The 14015-nt window shown below is 67.7% G+C and carries 16 protein-coding genes and 1 other RNA gene; 7 read left to right on the top strand and 10 right to left on the bottom strand.

The window, feature by feature from the left end; all coding sequences use genetic code 11:
• Positions 1-2 precede the first annotated feature (2 nt).
• Positions 3-980, top strand: a complete 978-nt coding sequence (pip, locus tag HQ354_RS01040) for a prolyl aminopeptidase (RefSeq protein WP_167678274.1) — start codon at positions 3-5, stop codon at positions 978-980.
• On the opposite strand, the gene HQ354_RS01045 is transcribed toward pip, so the two are convergent.
• The 3 genes from HQ354_RS01045 to rnpB all read right to left on the bottom strand — a co-directional run bounded on the left by HQ354_RS01045 (position 972) and on the right by rnpB (position 3034).
• Positions 972-2390 (bottom strand): RNB domain-containing ribonuclease, encoded by a 1419-nt coding sequence (locus HQ354_RS01045; protein WP_374107328.1) that lies wholly within the window; start codon positions 2388-2390, stop codon positions 972-974. The two genes, pip and HQ354_RS01045, sit on opposite strands and share 9 nt — an antisense overlap.
• Entirely contained in the window at positions 2387-2572 is a 186-nt protein-coding gene (locus HQ354_RS01050; RefSeq protein ID WP_068420555.1) for a hypothetical protein, read from the bottom strand. The genes HQ354_RS01045 and HQ354_RS01050 overlap by 4 nt, the downstream gene beginning before the upstream one ends.
• Positions 2573-2596: 24 nt before the next feature.
• Positions 2597-3034: RNase P RNA component class A (gene rnpB, locus HQ354_RS01055), an RNA gene on the bottom strand.
• Between the two features lie 76 nt (positions 3035-3110).
• Here rnpB and HQ354_RS01060 point away from each other — a divergent pair.
• Positions 3111-3632 (top strand): DUF1697 domain-containing protein, encoded by a 522-nt coding sequence (locus HQ354_RS01060; protein ID WP_114330529.1) that lies wholly within the window; start codon positions 3111-3113, stop codon positions 3630-3632.
• Positions 3629-4867: an SLC13 family permease gene (locus HQ354_RS01065; protein WP_222634017.1), complete on the top strand. Its 1239-nt coding sequence runs from the start codon at positions 3629-3631 to the stop codon at positions 4865-4867. The genes HQ354_RS01060 and HQ354_RS01065 overlap by 4 nt, the downstream gene beginning before the upstream one ends.
• On the opposite strand, the gene HQ354_RS01070 is transcribed toward HQ354_RS01065, so the two are convergent.
• From HQ354_RS01070 to cobC, 4 genes are read right to left on the bottom strand one after another with little or no spacing between them, the layout of a single operon-like run.
• Complete coding sequence (locus HQ354_RS01070; RefSeq protein ID WP_068420548.1) at positions 4850-5992, bottom strand: bifunctional RNase H/acid phosphatase; 1143 nt, start codon at positions 5990-5992, stop codon at positions 4850-4852. The two genes, HQ354_RS01065 and HQ354_RS01070, sit on opposite strands and share 18 nt — an antisense overlap.
• Positions 5950-6687, bottom strand: a complete 738-nt coding sequence (locus HQ354_RS01075) for a zinc ribbon domain-containing protein (protein ID WP_068420546.1) — start codon at positions 6685-6687, stop codon at positions 5950-5952. The genes HQ354_RS01070 and HQ354_RS01075 overlap by 43 nt, the downstream gene beginning before the upstream one ends.
• A 57-nt stretch (positions 6688-6744) precedes the next feature.
• Positions 6745-7890 (bottom strand): Nif3-like dinuclear metal center hexameric protein, encoded by a 1146-nt coding sequence (locus HQ354_RS01080; protein WP_308115160.1) that lies wholly within the window; start codon positions 7888-7890, stop codon positions 6745-6747.
• Positions 7891-7904: 14 nt separating this feature from the next.
• A complete protein-coding gene (cobC, locus tag HQ354_RS01085) occupies positions 7905-8927 on the bottom strand; it encodes an Rv2231c family pyridoxal phosphate-dependent protein CobC (protein ID WP_222634019.1) in 1023 nt (340 codons plus the stop codon).
• Between the two features lie 61 nt (positions 8928-8988).
• Between cobC and HQ354_RS01090 the strand changes: the two genes are divergently transcribed.
• The 3 genes from HQ354_RS01090 to HQ354_RS01100 are packed head-to-tail and all read left to right on the top strand — an operon-like array spanning position 8989 to position 11156.
• Positions 8989-9690: an HAD-IA family hydrolase gene (locus HQ354_RS01090; protein WP_222634020.1), complete on the top strand. Its 702-nt coding sequence runs from the start codon at positions 8989-8991 to the stop codon at positions 9688-9690.
• Complete coding sequence (locus HQ354_RS01095) at positions 9671-10168, top strand: low molecular weight protein-tyrosine-phosphatase (RefSeq protein WP_308115161.1); 498 nt, start codon at positions 9671-9673, stop codon at positions 10166-10168. The genes HQ354_RS01090 and HQ354_RS01095 overlap by 20 nt, the downstream gene beginning before the upstream one ends.
• 31 nt (positions 10169-10199) lie before the next feature.
• The gene (locus tag HQ354_RS01100) at positions 10200-11156 is read left to right on the top strand and encodes an SURF1 family protein (protein ID WP_222634021.1); all 957 of its coding nucleotides are present in this window, start codon (positions 10200-10202) and stop codon (positions 11154-11156) included.
• Here the strand turns inward: HQ354_RS01100 and HQ354_RS01105 are convergent.
• Both HQ354_RS01105 and HQ354_RS25440 read right to left on the bottom strand, forming a co-directional pair.
• Positions 11097-12074, bottom strand: a complete 978-nt coding sequence (locus HQ354_RS01105) for a cobalamin biosynthesis protein (protein WP_222634022.1) — start codon at positions 12072-12074, stop codon at positions 11097-11099. The genes HQ354_RS01100 and HQ354_RS01105 overlap by 60 nt on opposite strands.
• An 81-nt stretch (positions 12075-12155) precedes the next feature.
• Complete coding sequence (locus tag HQ354_RS25440) at positions 12156-12281, bottom strand: hypothetical protein (protein WP_261768632.1); 126 nt, start codon at positions 12279-12281, stop codon at positions 12156-12158.
• A gap of 147 nt (positions 12282-12428) precedes the next feature.
• Here HQ354_RS25440 and HQ354_RS01110 point away from each other — a divergent pair, with 147 nt between their 5' ends.
• A complete protein-coding gene (locus HQ354_RS01110) occupies positions 12429-12977 on the top strand; it encodes a permease (RefSeq protein WP_068420538.1) in 549 nt (182 codons plus the stop codon).
• A gap of 1 nt (position 12978) precedes the next feature.
• Here HQ354_RS01110 and HQ354_RS01115 read toward each other — a convergent pair whose 3' ends face one another.
• Positions 12979-13908: a YdcF family protein gene (locus tag HQ354_RS01115; protein ID WP_157105189.1), complete on the bottom strand. Its 930-nt coding sequence runs from the start codon at positions 13906-13908 to the stop codon at positions 12979-12981.
• Positions 13909-14015 lie beyond the last annotated feature (107 nt).

Here is a 14015-nt window from a genome sequence, read left to right on the forward strand (position 1 = left end):
CGGTGACGCAGACGTACGCAACCGAGCTGTATCCGCCCATCGAACCGTACGACGCAGGCCACCTCGACGTCGGCGACAGTCAACGCATCTACTGGGAAACCAGCGGTAACCCGTCGGGCGCCCCGGTGGTCTTCGTCCACGGTGGTCCCGGCGGCGGCACCGGTCCGGCGCAGCGTCGATACTTCGACCCGGCGGTGTACCGGATCGTGCTGTTCGATCAGCGAGGATGCGGACAGTCGACGCCGCACATCGCCGACGGCGCGGACCTCTCGGTCAACACGACCGACCGCTTGATCGCCGACATCGAAACGCTGCGCACGCATCTCGGTGTCGAGCGGTGGCTCGTGTTCGGTGGTTCGTGGGGTTCGACGCTGTCGCTCGCATACGCGCAGAGCCACCGCGACCGCGTCGTCGGACTGATTCTCCGAGGCATCTTCCTGCTGCGGCGCAGTGAGATCGACTGGTACTACAACGGCGGCGCAGGCCACCTGTTCCCCGAGCAGTGGGAGAGGTTCCTCGCCCCGATTCCCGAGGCCGAGCGCGCCGGCGATCTGGTCGAGGTCTACCACCGGCTTCTGACGTCGGACGATCGTGACGTCGCGACGGCCGCGGCGGTCGCGTGGTCGTCCTGGGAGGCGGCGACGAGCTACCTGTTGCCTCGGCCGGAGCAGATCGCCGAGAACGAGGACCCACGGTTCGCCTCGGCGTTCGCCGGCATCGAGAACCACTACTTCGTCAACGGCGGATTCCTGCGGGAGAACCAGCTGTTGGACGACGCGCATCTGCTCGACGGCATCCCCGGCGTCATCGTTCAGGGCCGGTACGACGTGGTCTGTCCGGCGACGAGCGCATACGCCCTGCACAAGGCATGGCCCGGTGCCGAACTGATCGTCGTCGACGACGCCGGGCACTCGGCGAGCGAGCCCGGCATCGTCCACCACCTCGTGCAGGCCACGGACAGGTTCGCCTCGCTACGGTGATTCGTATCCGAACTGGATACGGCGGGAGTCGGTGTCGGCGACGGTGAGCCGTACCGTCACCTTCTCCCCCTCCGGTGGCTCACCGGTGCACTTGCCGATGACGATGGGATCGTCGAGGAACACTTCGGCATCGCGTTTGCCGTCCGCTCCCCGCAGCACGAGCGCCCCGAACTCCTCGCCGACGCGTCCGGCCAGCACCGTCGCCTCGGTCAGGTCGATGCAGGCGCGATCGACCTTCGACGCGGTCGAATCCGACGAACGCATCACGGCCGGCAGGTCCGGCAACGCCGTGCGTGCCCACACCGGAATCTCCGTGTCGCCTACGACGGCGAGACAGACCTCGGTGGCGTACCGATCCGACAGTCTCCGCAGCGGCGCGGTGACGTGCGCGTACGGCGCACCGATTCCCGCGTGCTCGGTCACGGGCGGCAACTCCCCGTCGAAGGCGGCGTAGTCCGCGCCCCGCAGCAGACCGGTCGCCTCGGTCATCATCGCCAGGGTCTCCGGTGCGTCACGCGGCAGACCCGCGAGAACTGCGCCTGCCGACGCACCCGCAGGCCACTCGATTCCGAGCGTGTCCGCGGTGGTCCGCAGGGTGGCCAGCGCGTCCTCCGACGCAGGCGGAAGCGTTCGCAACAACCCGACCCGCGCGTCGAGCATGATGCGTGCCGCGCACATCCCGGTCAGCAGCGACACCTCGGCGTTCCATGCGTCGACGTCGGTTCGGCCCTGCAGTTCGATACGCCAGGAATCGCCGTCGCGCACGACCTCCTGTTCGGGCAACGTGATGTCGATCGACCCACGCAGCACTGCCGCCTGAGCGCGCAGCGCCCCGAATTCCGCCAGCGCCGCGATCGACGGGTGTGGTGTGCCCGCGTCGAAATCCGCCTGCACACCGGCGTAGTCGAGTCGTGCGACCGACTTCACAAGAGCTCGGGAGACGGTCCACGCGACCGCCTCACCGTTCGAGTCCAGCTCGATGCGCCACAACGCGGCCGCCCGAGTTTCGTTCGGCAACAAGCTCGCCGATCCTTCCGAGAGCACCCTGGGGTGCAGCGGTACCGATTCGTCGGGCAAGTAGTACGTCTGGCCGCGCTCCCGCGTCTCGGCGTCCAGTGCCCCGCCGGGCGCGACGAGCGCACCGACGTCGGCGATCGCGTAATGAACCACGAATCCCGACGCCACTCTCTCGATGTGGACCGCCTGGTCGAGATCCATCGACCCTGGCGGGTCGATGGTCACCAGCGCGAGGTCGGTGCGATCGGCACGCTCGGCCGCGTGCCGATCGACGGGCGCAGCCGCCTCGGCCATGGCGTCGTCGGAGAACGCCTCTCGCAGATCGAACTCGGATCTGATTGCTCGGAAATCGAAGGTGGAGACGGGCAGTCGGATCGGAGCCACGTCGGTCAATTGTTCCAGTCGTCGTCGGCCTTGTCGGCCGCCTTGTTGCGCTCGGCCGCGATCTCGATGGCACGCTCGGCCGTCTGCCGATCGGGGTACGGTCCCATGCGGTCGAAGGCGCCTGCCTCTTTGCCCTGGGAGACGGTCTTGGTGCGGACGTCGTAGTACCAGGCTTCGTCGTCTGTGCTCATGGAACCAGTGTGCCGTACGGAGTGCGAACGAGTCGGCATGTAAGCCGGATCCTGTTTTCCCTCCCGCCGAAACGGGACGGAACGACGACCATCCATCTGGGCACACCGTCGCCGGGTACCTCGAGCAGTCCACCCGCAGGCTCGGGCGAGCAGCCCTCGAACACCTGCGCAGCCGCACCTAGAGAAGGTGCGGCCTTCGACCTTGCTCCGGGCGGGGTTTACCTAGCCACCTCAGTCACCTGAGGTGCTGGTGCGCTCTTACCGCACCGTTTCACCCTCACCCACGCACGACACCCGAGAGCGCCGCGTGTGGGCGGTCTGTTTTCTGTGGCACTGTCCCGCGAGTCACCTCGGGTTGCCGTTAGCAACCGCCCTGCTCTGTGGAGTCCGGACTTTCCTCGGCGCGAAGCTTGACGGAATCGCTCCGTCAGTTCTCCGTGCCGCAGCCGTCCAACCGACTCGTTCGCGAGAGCAGATTCTACCGGCAGTGTGGGATGGTCGTTCCGCCGGCTCCGGTCCTGTCATTACAGTTCACGTCATGGATCACGTCATTCTGCTGCGCGGAATCAACGTCGGCGGAATCAACATCAAGATGGCGGATCTGCGAGCCGCCCTGACGGAAGCCGGCTTCTCGGACGTACGGACCGTCCTGGCGACGGGCAACGTGCACCTGCGGTCCCCGATGCGAGGCGCCGAGCTGAAGTCGTCCGTGGAGAAGGTGCTGTCGGACCGCTTCGGCTACGAGGCATGGGTCATCGTGCTCGACGTGCCCACGCTGCGCGGCATCGTCGACGACTATCCGTTCGACGCCGAACGGGACGGCTGGCATCCGTACGTGATCTTCGGCAACGACGACACCCATCTCGCCGAGCTCGCGGCCATCGGCGACACCCTGGATCCCGCGCTCGAACGGATCGCGGCCGGACACGGCGTCGTGTACTGGGAGGTCGTCAAGGGCAGCACCACCGACAGCGTGGTCGGAAAGTTCACCGCGAAGGCCAAGTTCAAGCCGACCACGACGACGCGCAACCTGCGGACGCTCGCCAAGATGCTCGCGTGAGCGTCGTCGCTGCCGCACTCGTAGCGGCCGTGCTGATTTTCGCCATCGTTCGTCCGCGTGGTCTTCCGGAGATCGTGATCGCCCTCCCGGCGGCTGCGCTGACGCTTCTGCTCGGCTTGGTGTCGGTCTCGGCCGCGGCGGAGCAAGTGACCACACTGCTCCCGACGGTCGTGTTCCTGGCGTTCATCCTCGTTCTCGCTCATCTCGCCGACGCGCGCGGCGTCTTCACGTGGATGGCGTCGGCCATGGCCCGCAGCGCGCACGGCAGTCCGCATCGCTTGCTCGTGTCGGTGTTCGCGGCGGCCGCAGTGACCACCGCGATCCTGAGTCTCGACGCCACCGTCGTGCTGCTGACGCCCGCTGTCGTCGGTGCGGCCCGCGCACTGCGCATGTCCGCGAGACCGCACAGTTACGCCAGTGCGCACCTGTCCAATTCGGCGTCGACGCTCCTGCCCGTCTCCAACCTCACCAACCTTCTGGCGTTCTCGGCGACCGGGCTGACGTTCGTCCACTTCGCAGCGTTGATGGCATTGCCCTGGGTGGCGGCGGTGCTGATCGAGTTCGTGGTCTTCTGGGTGTTCTTTCGATCCGATCTGAAGCGGACCGAAGCAGTACCGCCACCCGAACGCGTCCCCGCTCCGGTCGGCACGTTGATCGTGCTCGGCGCCACGTTGGTCGGATTCGCCGTGGCCGGCTTCTTCCACGTCGAACCGTTCTGGGTCGCGGCCGCGGGCGCACTCGTGCTGGCCGTTCCGTCGCTACGCGACGGGTACACGTTCCCGACGCGTGTACTGCGGGCCGCCGACCTGACGTTCTGCGGCTTCGTCCTGTTGCTCGCGATCGTCGTCGCCGGCGTGACGGCAGGGCCCATCGGCCGGTGGCTCGCCGACATTCTGCCGACCGAACCGACCTTCGTCGGCCTGCTCGTCACCGCAGCCATCGCTGCAGTCGCATCCAACGTCGTCAACAACCTGCCCGCGACGCTGATGCTTCTCGCCGCGTTCGGCCCGTCGGCGCCACCCGGACTGTTGCTCGCGATGGTCATCGGGGTCAACCTGGGCCCCAACCTCACCTACGTCGGCTCGCTCGCGATCATGCTGTGGCGGCGGGTGGCAGCCTCGAACCACGAACCGGCCGACCTGAGGACGTTCACCGTTCTCGGTGTGATCACCACGCCGCTGACGATCGTCGGATCGGTTGCGGCGCTGTGGTTCTCGCTAGGAGCCCAGGTATGACGTCTCGTTGACCAGACGCACCGACGCTCCCCCGTCGGGATAGAACTCCGCGATGCTCAGCGATGCCAGATCGAGGTGCATGCGGTACAGAATCGACGGACCCACGTCGAGCGCCAACTGCAGCAGCATCTTGATCGGCGTCACGTGACTGACCACGACGATCGTCGAGCCCGCGTACGACGCGATCATCTTGTCCCGCGCCGCCTTGACGCGATCGAACACGACGTCGAAGCTTTCGCCGCCGGGCGCAGCGACGGACGTGTCGCCGCGCCACCGCTGGTGGATGTCCGGGTCTCGCTCCGCGGCCTCGAGGAAGGTCAGACCTTCCCAGTCGCCGAAGTCGGTCTCGGTGAGGTCGTCGAGAACGGACACCTGCAGCCCCGCCTTTCGGGCGTAGGCTTCCGCGGTCTGCTGGGCGCGACCGAGCGGACTCGACACGACGGCTGCGATGTCGTCGCGCCGCGCCAGGTAGTCCGCGGCCGCGGCGGCCTGACGCTCGCCCAACTCGGTGAGCGCCGGGTTGCCTCTGCCGGAGTATTTCCGGCCGACCGACAGCGGGGTCTGCCCGTGACGCAGCAGGAGCATCCGCGTCGGCTCACCCACGGCGCCGGTCCAGCCGGGCGCCGCGGGCTTCTCGGCGACTTCCTCGGCGGGTGCGAGGTCCTCGCCTGCGTCGGCCGCATCCATCGCCTCGTTGGCGAGGCGGTCGGCGTGCGAGTTCTGGTTACGCGGAATCCACTCGAAGCTCACCGAGTCGAAGCCGCGAACCAGTTCTGCGGCCTCCCGGTTGAGCGGAATCATGTCCGGGTGCTTGACCTTCCACCGCCCCGACATCTGCTCGACGACGAGTTTGGAATCCATGCGGACCTGCACGACACGTGCGCCGACGTCGGCAGCCGCCGTCAGCCCGGCGATCAAGCCGCGATATTCGGCGACGTTGTTGGTGGTGACACCGAGCGCCAGCCGTCGTTCTGCCAGCACCTCGGCTCGGTCCTCGGACAACACGACAGCGCCGTATCCGGCGGGACCCGGGTTGCCCCGCGAACCGCCGTCGGCCTCGACGATCACCCGCGTCGGTGCACTCACAGACCGGATTCCTTGGTACGCACCAGGATTGCGTTGCATTCCGAGCACCGGACGAGTTCGTCCGCGGGTTTGGCCGCGATACGCGAGATCTCACCGCGATCGAGTTCGATGCGGCACGCACCGCACCGACGGGCTTGGAGCAGTGCTGCGCCGCGACCGGTCAGGGCGCGCTGCTTCTCGTACAGAGCGAGCAGGTCCTCGGGGAACGTGGCAGCCAGCTCGGACCTACGGCCGGTGCTGCGCTGTTCGGCTGCGTCGATGTCGGCGACGGCATCGTCACGACGTCGGCCCGCATCGATCAGCTCTTCCTCGATCTGCGTCAGCTGTGCGCCCGCGTGGTTGTAGTCGCTTTCCGACGCCTCCCGCCGCTCCATGACCTCGAGCAATTCTTCTTCGAGGATGCTCTGACGACGCTCCAAACTGGTCAGTTCGTGCTGGATCTCGGACATCTGCTTGGCCGCGACCGTGCCGCTCTCGAGCAGCTTCTTGTCGCGGTCCTCGCGCTGGCGGACCGCGTCGACCTCGTTCTCGAGCTTCTTGATGTCGCGATCGAGGTCGTCCATCGAGATCTGGACGGCGACGGCCGCGTCCTTCCTGGCGATGCGCTCGGCTTCGAGTTTCTCGACCTCCGCCTGCTCAGGAAGGTTGGTGCGACGGTGCGCGATCTGAGTCAGTTCGGTGTCCACTGCGGCCAGTTCGAGAAGTGAGGCCTGTACTCGGGGATCGACGTTCACGCGTGATGGCTCCTGCGACTATGGAAGAAAGATTCGGTCAAGCCTACCGGCACTGTGTCAGGTGTCCGCGGCACCGAGGGTCCACGGGTCCGTTCTGGTCGTGCTCACTCGACTCTCCCACGCGTCGGTGCCCGAGAAAGCGGAATCGACGATCGCACGTGCCTGTGCGCACCACGGCCATTCCGACGCCCAGTGCGCGACGTCGATCACCGCAGGCCCCCCGGCGCGAAGATGCTCGTCGACGGGGTGATGGCGCAAGTCGGCGGTGACGTACACGTCGGCGCCGAGGGAGCCGACCGAGCTCAGGAACGAGTCTCCCGCGCCGCCGCACAGAGCGACCGTCCGGACGACGGCGTCCGGGTCGCCTGCCGTCCGCACTCCCCACGCGGTCTCCGGCAACCTGCTGCGTACGCGTTCGGCGAACGCACGCAGCGTGACGGCCTCGTCGAGCGTGCCGACGCGGCCCAGTCCCGTCGACGACGGACGCCGCACCTGCTCGAGAATGTCGAAGGCCGGCTCCTCGTAGGGATGGACCTGTCGAAGCCGTTCGAGCACCTGCGCGCGCAGCGACGCAGGCGCGACCATCTCGACGCGGTCCTCGGCCACCCGTTCGACGCGCCCGACGGTTCCGATCGCCGGATCCGCGCCCTCCTGGGGGTGGAACTGGCCCGTCCCCGCGACGGTCCAACTGCACTCGCGGTAGTCGCCGATCGCGCCAGCGCCTGCCTCGAACAGCGCGTCGCGCACGGCGTCGGACTGCTCGGTCGGCACGAACACGACCCACTTGTCGATGCGCGGTCCGTCGATCGGCTCGATCGGGCGGGTTTTCGTGACTTCCAGCAGATCCGCCAAGGCGTCGGAGACTCCCGGGTCGGCCGAGTCGGCGTTCGTGTGCGCGGTGAACAGCGCACATCCGGCCTTGACGAGGCGGTGGATCAGCGCACCCTTCGGGGTGTTCGCTGCGACGGTGTCGACGCCGCGCATCAACAGCGGATGATGCACGACCAGCAGGTCGGCGCCCCACTCGATGGCCTCGTCGACGACGCCTGCGGTGGCGTCGACAGAGAACACCACCTTGCGCACGCGGTCCACGGGATCACCCGTGACGAGCCCGACCGAGTCCCAACTCTCGGCGAGCCGGGGCGGATACGCACGGTCGAGGACGGCGATCACGTCGGCGAGGCTGACGTGGGGTTCGGACACGGATGTCTCCTTCTCTACAGAACGCGTCTCAGTGCGTCGACGAGGACGTCGACGTGCTCGGGACCACGGACGGCGACGCGCAGGTGGTGCGGCGGCAGTCCGGGGAACGTGTCGCATCGGCGCACAGCCACCCCCTCGGCGCGCAGCCGCTCGCGGACGTCGGCAGCCGACGGCACCTGGACCAGCAGGAACGGGGCATGCGCCGGCGTGTGCACGCCGACGCCCAGACCGGCCAATCGAGCGATCATCGCGTCCCGATTCTCGGCGATGCGCGACGCCTGCGTCGCCGCCAGATCGACCGCGGCCGGTTCGCTGCATGCGGTGATGGCTTCGAGCTGCAGGGTGCCGACCGGCCAGTGCGCGCGACCGTGCGCCAGCGACGCCAACAAGTCCGGCGGGCCGAGAACGTAGCCACACCGCAGGCCCGCGAGCGCCCAGGTCTTGGTCAAACTGCGCAACACCAGCACGTCCGGCAGTGCGTCACCCGCCAGCGACTGGGACTCACCCGGAACCGCGTCGGCGAACGCTTCGTCGACGACGACGATTCTCCCGGGGCGCCGCAGGGCGAGGACGGTCTCCCGTCGATGCAACACGGACGTCGGATTGGTCGGGTTGCCGACGACGACCATGTCGGCCGACGCCGGCACCAACGCCGGATCGAGCACGTACGGCGGCGGCAGGACGACCTGCACGACGTCGATGTCGGCCTCGCGCAGCGCAAGTTCGGGTTCGGTGAACGACGGATGCACGACGGCCGCCGAGCGTGGCTGCAGCCTCGGCAGCATCGCGAAGCCTTCGGCGCCTCCGGCGAGCAACAGCACCTCGTCGGGACTGCGGCCGTGCCTGCGGGCAACCGTCTCCCGCGCGCGCAGGTCCGCCGCCGCGGACGGATACGCGCCGAGTTCGCCGAGTTTGTCGGCCAGGCGGTCGCGAAGCCACAGCGGCGGGGCCACGCCTTGGACGTTGACCGCGAAATCGACGAGACCGTCGCCGACTTCGGCGTCGCCGTGATGGCGCAGCAGCGATCGTGAGAGCACTTCGAGCGGTCCTTTCGTTGCCAGTGAGCGTAGTCGGCGGCCTCACCGATATGGTTTTGTCATGACAAAGCCCCTGGAATCGACGAACGTGCAGGCCTCTGTCGTGCTGTTCGACCTGGACGGAACGCTGACCGACTCGGCGCCCGGCATTCTCGCCGGCTTCCGCCACGCTCTGGCGTCCGTCGGAGCACCCGAGCCGACCGAGAAGCAACTGGCACTGGTGATCGGACCGCCCCTCATCGACTCGTTCCGCACGATGGGCCTTGCCGAGGACGTGGCTCAGCGCGCGCTCGCCGCGTACTTCGAGCGGTACGACGCCCAGGGCTGGGCCGAGAACTCGGTGTTCGACGGCATCGAGCCGGTTCTGGCGGAGCTGCAGGCGCGTGGCATTCGGCTGGGTGTCGCGACGTCGAAGTCCGAGCGATTCGCGCACCGGATCCTCGACCACTTCGGTCTGTCGAAGTACTTCGAGTTCATCGGCGGCGCGAGCAGCGACGGCGTCCGACGCGCGAAGCCCGACGTCATCGCGCACTCGCTCCGCAATCTCGGTCTGATCCCGAAGGAGATCGCCGACGGCGGAACGCCGGGTGTGATCATGGTCGGCGACCGTGACCACGACGTGCACGGTGCCGCTCGATTCGGAATCCCCGCAGTCTACGTCGACTGGGGATACGGCATCGACGGCGAGAACGACGATGCCGCGTTCACCGTGACGACGATGGACGAGCTGACGAAGGTGCTCGGTGACAACACCGTTGCGTAAGCCCGACGTGCACATCGCCTTCGTCTGCACCGGCAACATCTGCCGCTCCCCGATGGCCGAGAAGATCTCCGCCCTGTTCCTGCTCGAAGCAGGTCTCGAGCAGAGCGTTCGGGTCTCGAGTGCAGGCATCGACGGCTGGCACGAAGGCGAGGGCGCCGATCCGCGTGCCGTCGCCGAGCTCGAGGCGCACGGATACGACGCCGACCATGTGGCAGCTCAGGTCGACGACGGCCATCTCGCGGCCGACCTCCTCGTCGCACTCGACTCGGGACATGCACGACAACTCCTGCAGTTGGGCGCGCCCGCGGACCGCATCGCACTGCTGCGGTCGTTCGACGACCACGCCGACTCGGAGTCCGTCGCCGACCCGTACTACTCGTCGGACAGCGCGTTCACGGAGGTTCGCGAGCAGATCGAAGCAGCGATGCCCGGTCTCGTGAGTTGGGCCGGCGAACGCGTCTCCGACGAGGCGTCGTAGATCACGTCGGACCAGCCGCTACGGTAGTGGTGTGCGAAGGCTGAAATTCCTGCTGCGACCGGGCTGGTTGGCGCTGGCGGTCGTCGTCGTGGCGTTCGCCTTCCTGTGCTTCTACGTGCTCGCGCCCTGGCAGCTCGGCAAGAACACCTCGACCTCACACCGCAACGACCTGATCGAGCAGTCGGTGAACGCCGATCCCGTGCCGATCTCGCAGGTCCTGAATGCCGACGGGTTCGCGCCGGACGACGAGTGGCGACGCGTCGTCGCCGAGGGGTCGTACATTCCCGACAAGGACGTGCTCGTCCGGCTTCGGGTCATCCGAGACCAGCCCGCGTACGAGGTCGTCACGCCGTTCCAGCTCCAGGACGGACCCGTCGTACTGGTGAATCGCGGGTACGTGCTGCCCGTCCAGGGCACCGCTCCCCCGGCCATCGAACCTGCGCCGACCGGGCCGATCACTCTCGACGCACGGCTTCGGGTGTCGGAAGGCAGTTCACGACAACCGATCGACGAGGCCGGGCACCTGCAGGTGTACAACATCGCTCCGGGCCAGATCGGTGAGGCCGTCGGTCTCTCACCGGTCGACGGCTACCTGCAGCTCGACGACGGACAGCCCGGCGGGCTCGGTCTCATCGACCTTCCGCAGACCGACGCGGGTCCGTACCTCTCGTACGGACTGCAGTGGCTCGCGTTCGGCATCATGGCACCGCTCGGGCTCGCGTATTTCGTGCGAGCGGAATGGCGAGAGCGCCGAAAGGCGAAGGGTCAGGACATCGTCGGCGACACGCCGCCCACCCCGACCGAGCCCGATACCGTCGACCGCGCCTCCGAGCCGGTCGCCGCAGAGCCCGAGTCGGCGGCTGTCGAACCGGAATTCACGCTGCCGACCCGCAAGGAACGTCGCGCCGCGAAGAAGGAGAAGGAACGGTCAGCCGAGCGCACGGCGAACGACGTGCGTCTGGCCGACCGCTACGGCAAGAACCGCTGACGCGAGGGTTGCGGCACCCTGCACGAGCGTCGACAAGCGCGCCGCCCGTCCGATGTCCGACGCCGTCGGCTCCCGGCCCGTTCCCAGCGTCGCGCGGATCTCGACGCCGTGGGCGTATTCCGTGCGCCCACCGAGGCGGACACCGAGCGCCCCTGCCGCTGTTGCTTCGGCGACGCCCGCATTCGGGCTCGGATGGCGAGACGCGTCGTGACGCCAGGCGCGGATCGCGTCGGGCGCCCGACCACCGACGGCGGGCGACAGGAGAACGGTCAGCGCACCGGTCAGCCGGGCGGGTGCGAGGTTGACGCCATCGTCGAGTCTCGCCGCGAACCAGCCGAAACGTCGGTACCTCGGCGACCTGTACCCGATCATCGCGTCCAGGGTATTGACGGCGCGATAGCCGAGAATGCCGGGCACGCCTGCGGTTGCACCCCAGAACAGCACGCCGACGGTGGCGTCCGAGGTGTTCTCCGCGACCGACTCCACCGACGCCCGCGCCAGACCCGCCTCGTCGAGCACGCTCGGGTCGCGACCACAGAGCGACGGCAGCAGAGCGCGCGCGGCGGCGACGTCACCGTCGTCGAGGCTCCGGGCCATCCGAGTTCCCGTCCGCGCGAGCGACGTTCCACCGAGTGCAGCCCACGTCGAGGCTGCCACGAGAGTGATCTCTCCGACCGCGCCCCATCGTCGGGCTGTCTCGGTCGCCGCGGCCCCGAGGCCGACGCAGCCACCGACGAGAACAGACGTGTGCACGACGCCGGCAACTCGGCTGTCTCGGTAGATCCACCGCTCGAGCCCCGCGGCGCATCGACCGAAACCGGCGACCGGGTGAAACCGACGGGGATCGCCGAGTGCTCGGTCGAGTGCGTATCCCAGCAGTAGGCCGGTGGCACGCGATCGATTGTGCCGCTTGTTCATACGCTCGAACATAGCGAACTCGTCCGATGGACCGATCGGGCGCGCGGCGCCCGCCCGATCGGCCCCGTCACGGCTGGGGAATCAGGTCCAGCGCGACCGGTAGGCGGCCGTCATCTGCCGGTTGTCGAAATTCAAGTCTCGACCCGAACCGAGCATGGCCATGGCCAAACCGACGAAGCCGACCGCTCCCATCAAGAACAGCGTCATGATGTACCCCCTGAGATCGCAGAAACACCCGCGTACGGGCTTGAACCGATCTTGATTGTTACCGACGGACACAGACAAAAGAACGCAGATGAGGGGGCCGTCACATGTGGCGACTGTCACCGAAATACCGAAGCTAGGATCGTGGTCATGACCGTCGACGGCACGTCCCCCGACAGCACGACATCCCGCAGGCCCGGCTGGGTCAACAAGGCCATCATGATCGCCATCGGAGTGGTGGCGCTGATCATCGCGTACTTCGCCCTCGCAGCGTTCGTGCCGCGGTGGTGGGGCATCCGCATGTCGCAGCTCGCGGATCAGTCCTTCGGCAAGGGCATTCTGTGGGGTCTCGTCTTCGGCCTCGTGTGCACTCTCGTTCCGCTGCTGCTGTTCTTCGTGGCCTGGTCGGTGCGGGGGCGCCGTGGCGGCAAGGTCACCGCGATCGTCGCGGCGCTACTCGCGGTCGTCGTCGCCGTGCCCAATCTGATGACGTTGTCGATCGTCGCGGGCAACGGCAACGCGGCGCTGGCCGCCGCTCAGAACATGAACACCGGTGCGCCGGGCTTCCGAGGCGCCACCGCAGTGGGCGCCGTCGTCGCCGCCGTGCTGTTCGCACTGTTGGTGTTCGTCATCGTGCGTGGTCGACGTCGGCGCGCCCGGAAGCGACTCGACGCCGCGGCGCCCCCGCCTGCAGTCTGACTCACTCGTACACGCGCGGGATTCCGACGACCTTCGTCGCGTCGACTGTCAGCCCGAGCCGAGAATCGAGACCCAGCGCGGGGACCTCGGGAATCGACTCGGGGTCGAGACTCACTGCGCCGATCACGTTCGATCCGGCGATGGCGAAGTCGGATATCGACCGTCGGACATGGTTCGCCGAGGTGGCCAGTACAACGCTCTGCGCTCCGATGTCCCGCAGCAGAGGTTGCGTCAGCACCGCATTCTGGGGTGTCGAGTTCGCACGGTTCTCGACGTGGATCCGTTCTGCCGCAACTCCGTTGTCGATCAGCCAGGTACGCATGGCATCCCCCTCCGCCACGCCGTTCCGGGGATTTCCACCCGTGACGACGACCGGTGACGTGGGTGACGCCGTCGCCGCGGCAGCAGCACCGGTCAACCTGTCGATCAGTTCGTCGCGCATCGAGCCGTCATCCGCCAGTCCGAAGCCGAGCACGACGATCGCGGTTCGTGCACCGTCGTAGACGGGCGCCCACTCGACGGGAGCTTCCGCCGAAGTGGCGATGATGTCGATCGCACGCTCGACTGCGGCATGCAGTTCGGGGTCCAGGCCACCGAGCCGTTCCAACGCTGCGTCCCGGCCGCGCGGGTCGTTGGCGGCGTTCCGGTAGAAGGCCTGCAGGGCGGGCACGTTGGAATCCTGCGGCGCCGCCAGCGCCAGCGCGTCCAGTGCCGCGAACCCGACGTCGTAGTTTCCCTTGACCAAATTGTCCTGCGCGGAGTTGTACAGAGCAGGGGTGGCAGGTGCTGCGATCGATTCGATGATCGCGCGCGCATCCGCCGGGGTGGGCGGTGCCGGTTCAGCGCTTGCGACACCACCCGAGGCGAGAACCGCTGCGGCGGACAGCGCGGCGGAGACACCGATCTTCGTGCGGGACAGGCTGATTCGCACAGCACGTCCTTCCTTCCGACGACGGAGGTCAGCCACAGGATAGCTCGAGTGTGACCGATGTGACCAGTGTTACGAAAGTGCAGGAAGTTACACCGTTGTAAGTCGTT

Source organism: Rhodococcus sp. BP-261, from assembly GCF_019835205.1.
In the GTDB taxonomy this organism is placed as follows: Bacteria; Actinomycetota; Actinomycetes; order Mycobacteriales; family Mycobacteriaceae; genus Rhodococcoides; species Rhodococcoides kyotonensis_B.